The organism is Ohtaekwangia sp., from assembly GCF_036786105.1.
Taxonomy (GTDB): domain Bacteria; phylum Bacteroidota; class Bacteroidia; order Cytophagales; family Cyclobacteriaceae; genus Ohtaekwangia.
The window spans coordinates 28,476-34,973 of the sequence record NZ_DAIQRQ010000011.1 but is presented as its reverse complement, the minus strand read 5'-3'; the positions used below and the strand labels follow the sequence as shown (position 1 = coordinate 34,973).

The 6,498-nt window shown below is 46.5% G+C and carries 3 protein-coding genes; 1 reads left to right on the top strand and 2 read right to left on the bottom strand.

The genetic code is table 11. From position 1 onward, the window contains the following. Window positions 1-347 precede the first annotated feature (347 nt). A complete protein-coding gene (locus V7Q33_RS07540) occupies window positions 348-953 on the bottom strand; it encodes a trimeric intracellular cation channel family protein (RefSeq protein ID WP_331977213.1) in 606 nt (201 codons plus the stop codon). A gap of 125 nt (window positions 954-1,078) precedes the next feature. After that, the gene (locus V7Q33_RS07535) at window positions 1,079-2,122 is read right to left on the bottom strand and encodes a PorP/SprF family type IX secretion system membrane protein (protein WP_331977215.1); all 1,044 of its coding nucleotides are present in this window, start codon (window positions 2,120-2,122) and stop codon (window positions 1,079-1,081) included. Between the two features lie 344 nt (window positions 2,123-2,466). Here V7Q33_RS07535 and V7Q33_RS07530 point away from each other — a divergent pair. Then, window positions 2,467-6,498: PKD domain-containing protein (locus V7Q33_RS07530; RefSeq protein WP_333819442.1), on the top strand; the 4,032-nt coding region annotated here is incomplete at its 3' end.

Genomic DNA, 6,498 nt, shown 5'->3' with positions numbered 1-6,498 from the left:
AGAACTTTAATTTTTTTTCGTGGCCACTAACTTTCGTTAGTATTTTTTTAAAGTTGCCAGCTGCCGGCCTCGAGCTGCTAAAGGTATGTGAGTGAGCGAGGTTAGCGGTGTTAGGTTTTATACTTCAACACTTGTTGATCGGTGTTCCTTATTCAATATTTTAAGTAAAGCCTCAAGCTGCTGGCTCCTGGAAGTTGTATCATATATCTAACGCTGTACGTTCTTTACTTTGTCATTACTTCATCATTCGTTATCCGTTACCGGTTAATCGTTATCCGTTAACAAACTCAATACATCACTCTTCCCGGTTAACCTGTAACTAATAACCTGTAACGGTTAACTATTCGCTACTTCAACTCGGGCAGCGACAGCCTGAACTTTACGGCTACCAATCTGATAGTAATGATCAGGCCTGCGGAGAGAAGCATGGTGGTGTTTCGTTCTACGGTGGTATGCAAATCGAGCAGCAGGTAACATACTGCACCGGCCAGGCACGCTGTAGCATAGATCTCTTTTCTAAAAATTATCGGTGTTTCATTGGTAAGCGTATCGCGGATTACGCCTCCCATAATGGCCGAGAACATGCCCATGATCGCTGCAATCTCCGGGCGAACACCGAGGCTCAACGATTTCTCTACACCCAACACCGTAAAGAATGCGATGCCAAAAGTATCGAACAGAAAAAATGTTCTGCGCAGTCGGATAAGGTATTTGTAGAATATAATAGCCGCTCCTACTCCCACAATGATGCTGTACACAAAGTATATATCACCTACCCATACCAGCGGATAGCTTCCCAAGATCATATCGCGAAGACTTCCTCCTCCTATTGCCGTAACAAAGCCGGTAAAGCCGGCACCAAACCAGTCGTGCTCTTTATCCTGAATGGCAAGTGCGCCTGAAACGGCAAAGAAAAATGTACCAAACAGTTCGAGTGAATATTGAATACTCATGATGTAAAGATAATGATTGGTTCTACACTCGTTGTGGCTTGTGTTAAAGTATATACCAACACATACTACTATACAATTAAAAAGGCTCCCCGAAGGAAGCCTTATACTGTATCTGTAATATCATTTTAAAAGTCAGGGCACGGAATAATGAGCTTGTCTTTTGGTGGCTTGCGGGGATTACGCATCGGCCAGGTATATACCAGGCTGAACTCATGTGCACCACCGCTGCCCGTACCCAGTTTAGAGATAGTATAGTCGTAGCTATAACCGATGTTGATCGCATCTTTTGCACCAAGTTTGGTAAAGCCGATGAGGAGAACAATGGATTCGTTATTGACTGTACCTCCTACATTCTTGAAAGGTACTCCGCGATACCATGTTCCCAATACCAGGGGTTCGAAGGTAAAGTACATACCAAGATCGACCTGATCCCATTGTCCCTGATGACGGTACTGGAAAGCAGGCGCTATACTTCTCTCCGATTTGCGTGCATATACTCCGCTTCCTGTTACACCCGGTGTCATATAGAATTTAAAACCTCCATGTACCGATAGCTTCATCGGAAGTTTGCTTACCTCACCGATCAGACTCTGGTTAGGCTGCGTAAGGTGCCATGTAGAAACTCCCAGCCATGCACTCTTGGTAAAGAATACACCACCAAAAGAAAGGTCTAAAAATGTTTTACTGGATTGTGTATTGAATGTCTCCGCAGTTTGCTTGCTGATGAGTTGCCCGGTAGCCGGATCAAACTGATCACCAAAGGTAAGCTTGCCAAAATTTACATCGCGGTTATAAAGCCCTACCTGCACCCCCGGACGAAAGCCGAGGTAGTTGGTAAGCTTCAGTTCGTACGAATATTGCAACCCGAGATTTATGGAACGTAGACCTGCAAGCCCTTCGCGGTCGCGGGTCAGAATCATTCCTATACCACTGTTCTTGTCTTCAATAAAATAATCGAAGTATGCCGACACGGTAGTAAAGTTTGCATCAATACCGGGCCACTGATTGCGGTAGTTCATACCTGCTCTTGCCTGGTTGGTCGATCCTGCCAATGCAGGATTCAGGTAGAGCGGTGCTGCATAAAATTGGGAAAATTGAGGGTCCTGAGCAGTTACCGCACCTTCCAGCACCAGCATTAATACACATAAAAGCAGGAGTATCCTGTACATCGAGTCGTGTGTTTTTAGATTATGCAATCGGGGCAAAGTAATAAAAAGTTATCCGTTATCCGTTATCCTTCCGCAGAAAAACCGTTATCCGTTAACCGTTGTCTGCTCAGTTGTACCGGCGCCCGATTAACACCAGCTTACGCAATATTATCGCTCAACTGTTAACAGCTTAGTGTTAACGGTTAATTTTAACTCAAATTGTATACTTTAAAACGACTTGAGCGTTTTACATTTGACACATAAACAGAACGATTGGTAAGTTACAGAACCAAATACTGAAGAACGTGAGAAAACATCTTTACCGGTTTCTTTTTTTGATAACAGCAGTCATGCCGGTCTGCACTATGGCACAGAACTTTGCCGGCCATAACTGGTACTTCGGTAACAGTAATCGCGGCATACGGTTCAGTCGTTCCGATAACTCCGCGTCACTGGTAACAAATCAGTTCATTCCTTTTGGCACAGGCGGAAGCGCCGTAGCCAGTGATCCCGTAACCGGTAATCTTTTCTTTTATACCGATGGTACCCGTGTGATCGATGCCTCCCATCAGGCTATGCCCAACGGCGCTATCACGGGCGATGCTACCCGCAATCAGCCGGTGGCTATTTGTCAAAATCCGGCTAACTCCGCACAATACTATATTTTCCATGCCGATGCTTCGGGAACAGTGCGCTATAGTATAGTTGACTCTCTCCAGATTGGTAACGCGACAGCTTTTGGTCAACCTCCCCTCGGCGATGTCACTACAAAAAATCAGACCATAGCAGGTTTACCTTCCAACCTGTCGGAAGCCATGATTACGATGGCCGATATCAACGGCACTGACATTTGGTTGATGACTCATGCAAAAGGCACGACCAACTACCATTTTGTGAAGATCAGTACTGCTGGTGTGGTATACCAGGGACTTGTTTCCGGAGGACTTATTCAGAGCGCTGCCAACTTCAATTACAACGCAGCGTCTAAACGCATTGCTGTGTCTCCCCAGGAAGTCAACCGTGACATTGAAATTCTTTCCATTACTTTTCCGGTAACCCCGGCCACGTTGCCAACACTTACCAGCACACGCGTAATCAACACAGGGGTAAATCCAGTGGTCAACCAGGCTATCTACGATGCCGAGTTCAGTCCCAAAGGGCAATATCTGTATGTATCTGTATTTGGCGAAGGTGCTGCTGCCGGCGATGTGTTGCAGTATGATCTTACCGCTCCGACACTTTCGCCGGCATCGGTATTATCAACACAACCCACTGAAAGTTATGGCCTGCAGATGGGCCCTGACAGTGTGATCTATCACCTCTATCAATCCGGCGGCTCGTTCTTTCTGGGAGCTTTGACCAATACAGATACAGTAGCGAGCGAAGTAAATTACAACGCACAAATCTTTACCGGCAACTTTGGCGGAAGGCAGTTCCCTACATTTGCACCACACGACAGCATCAAAATGAAAGTATATTTTGATGCCAAGGGATTCTGTGCCAATGCTCCTACATCTTTCTTCCCCACGGTAACACCAGGAGCTGACAGTCTTAACTGGAATTTTGGCGATGGCGGTTCCTCCCGTGACTGGAGCCCGGTATATACTTATAAAGCCGGCGGCACATACAACGTAACGGTCAAAGCATTTTTGAATGGTGTTGTAAAAGATACCGTACAAGCCATCACAATCAACAACTTCGATACCCAGATCAACCTGGTGCAGGATACTACTGCCTGTAGTTGCGAGCTTCCGTTTCCAAAAGCAAAAAATGTTTCTTCCTGCGGCAGAAAATTTAGCGTAAGTGCAAAGATACAGGGAAGCGGCAGTCCTACCTGGCAATGGTATGGCCCTGCCGGAGCAATCGGCTCGCCTGGTACCGGCACGACCGCTACGTTGCAACCTGACTCTGCGGGCTATTATTACCTCGTTGCAACGGTAGGCGGATGTTCAACTTATGCCGGGGTGAATATCAAGGAATACGGTATACAGGATCAACGTGCCAACATCTGGTACTTTGGCCAGAATGCCGGTATAGATTTCAATCCTTTGTTTCGTAAACCATCTTCACCGGCACAATCCATATCCAACCCGGTAATGGATGCTCCGGAAGGAACTTCGACTATATCTGATCGCAATGGGCAAGTGATCTTCTTTACCGATGGCGATAAAGTTTGGGACAGAAACTTTACCCAGATCGGTTCGGGTATAGGTGGTGATCCGGGATCGACACAAGCTGCGTTGATCATACCCGTGCCCGGTGATGAAACGCTATACTATATCTTCACAACACAGGAAGTGTATGGTTCCTACACGTACCGTGTTGCTTATACATTGTTCGACCTGAAGCTGAACAACGGTACCGGTGGATTGGTAGATCAGAATGTAACGCTCTTTACCAAAAGCACGGAAAGAATTACGGGTAACCAGAATTGGTTGATCGCTCACGAATATGGCAATAACTCATTCCGTGCATATCGTATCACGACACAAGGTATAGGCAATCCGGTGATCTCAAGTATAGGCTCCGACCACTCGATGGCGTATGCGCAAAACGGTCAGGGCTATATGAAGCTCGGTCCGCAGAACCGACTCGCTGTAGCGCTTTCTACACCGGGTGTTTCGAATATTGTGGAAGTATTTGACTTTGCTGACTCTACGGGCGCAGTAACCAATTACCGTAAGGCTAACCTGAACAGCACGTCAGGGCAGGTATATGGAATTGAATTTGGTGCCGGTGGAAATAAACTCTTCGCAACGTTGAGTGATGTTACCTCCAAGCTCTACGAATTTGCTTTCGATACACTGGGCATACCACACGAAGTGAAGAAACCAACACCAATGTCGCAGCAAACTTACAATGAGAAACTTGGTGCCATTCAGATTGGCCCTGACGGGCAAATATATGTAGCGGTTGATGGTAAAGCTTATTTAGGCATGATCACCGTAAATGGTGATACGACAAGAGCTTCGTCATTCAATGTTAATCAGTTTCCATTGCAGCCTTCCGTACCGGCTGCGAGTACCTTGAGTCATTTAGGATTACCGAATTTTATACAGATTATCTCCGATCCTACGCAAGGCCCTGGTATAGCGGTAACCGGTGTCTGTGCGGGAGATTCTACAAACTTCTCCGGCACCGGAACGGATGTGATCGACAAATTCTTCTGGCAGATCAAATCACCATCGGGCACGGTGGTCACTTCGTCTACAAAATCAACGTTCAGTTACCTGTTCACAACGGCAGGATTATATACAGCGCAATTGCAAATCACCAATCGCTGCGGACTGGATACTGTGCTTACACAACAGTTCAGAATCTATGCGCCTCCGGCAGATCCTTCTACAACGCTGGCACTTTGCAATCCACCTTTAACATTGAATGCCAACCCGACCAATGCTCCAAGCCTCGCCTATAGCTGGGTAACGGGCGACACTACCAAGACGATCAGCGTGAGCAAGGCAGGGTTTTATAATGTAACTGTAACCAGCAAAGTTTCCGGATGTTCTACGGATGGCAAGATTGATGTATTTCCTTCATTGACCACAATTAATCTTGGTCCCGATTCAACAGTATGTTCTGCAGCCAACGGTGGCATTACACTGAACACACGCATCAATTTCCAGAATCACGTATGGCGTTTAAATGGTACGGTGATCGCCGGTAACAACGGTCCTACACAAGTAGCCAGCTTTGCTACAGCCGGAGTATTTCAATATATAGTGGTATATACTGATCCCACTACAACCTGTACAGCGCGCGATACAATTACGTTTACTGTAAATCAATCTCCTGTTGTAAACATTACTCCAAGTGGAACAATTAATTGTGGAGCAAGCAATGGAAGTATATCAATTAATATTTCGCAGCCTGTTGGTTCACCCGTATCTTATACATTGGGTGGCCCTTCCTTTGCCGATACCAAACAAAATATAGCCGTGCCATTCCTCGGTTCTGCTACAGGGCTTGGCGCTGGCACCTACAACATTCAGGTTGTTGACCAGGTAACAGGATGCTTCACCAATGATGCCACCACGATCAGCACCAACGCTTTCACGGTAACCGGAGGAACTCAAACTATATGTACATCAGGCACTATTACGTTAGCAGCGTCTGCAGCCATGTCGGGCACATATAAGATAACATCTGCCACTACCGGCCAAGTTGTTGAGTCCTCTTCAGCAACAGTCACCTTCCCGCGTCAATCAACCGGTTCATATCCTCCCGGAGACTATGCGATCGAGATAACCGATGCCACAAACTGTTCAGCCGGTGCAACAGTAACCTTATCACAAGGTACAGTAGTAGCCAACGCAGCCATCAGCACAACCAATCTGTGTATCAATGCACAAGTAACGGCCAGCGGAACAGGAGCTACTTCATTTGTGTGGACCTCG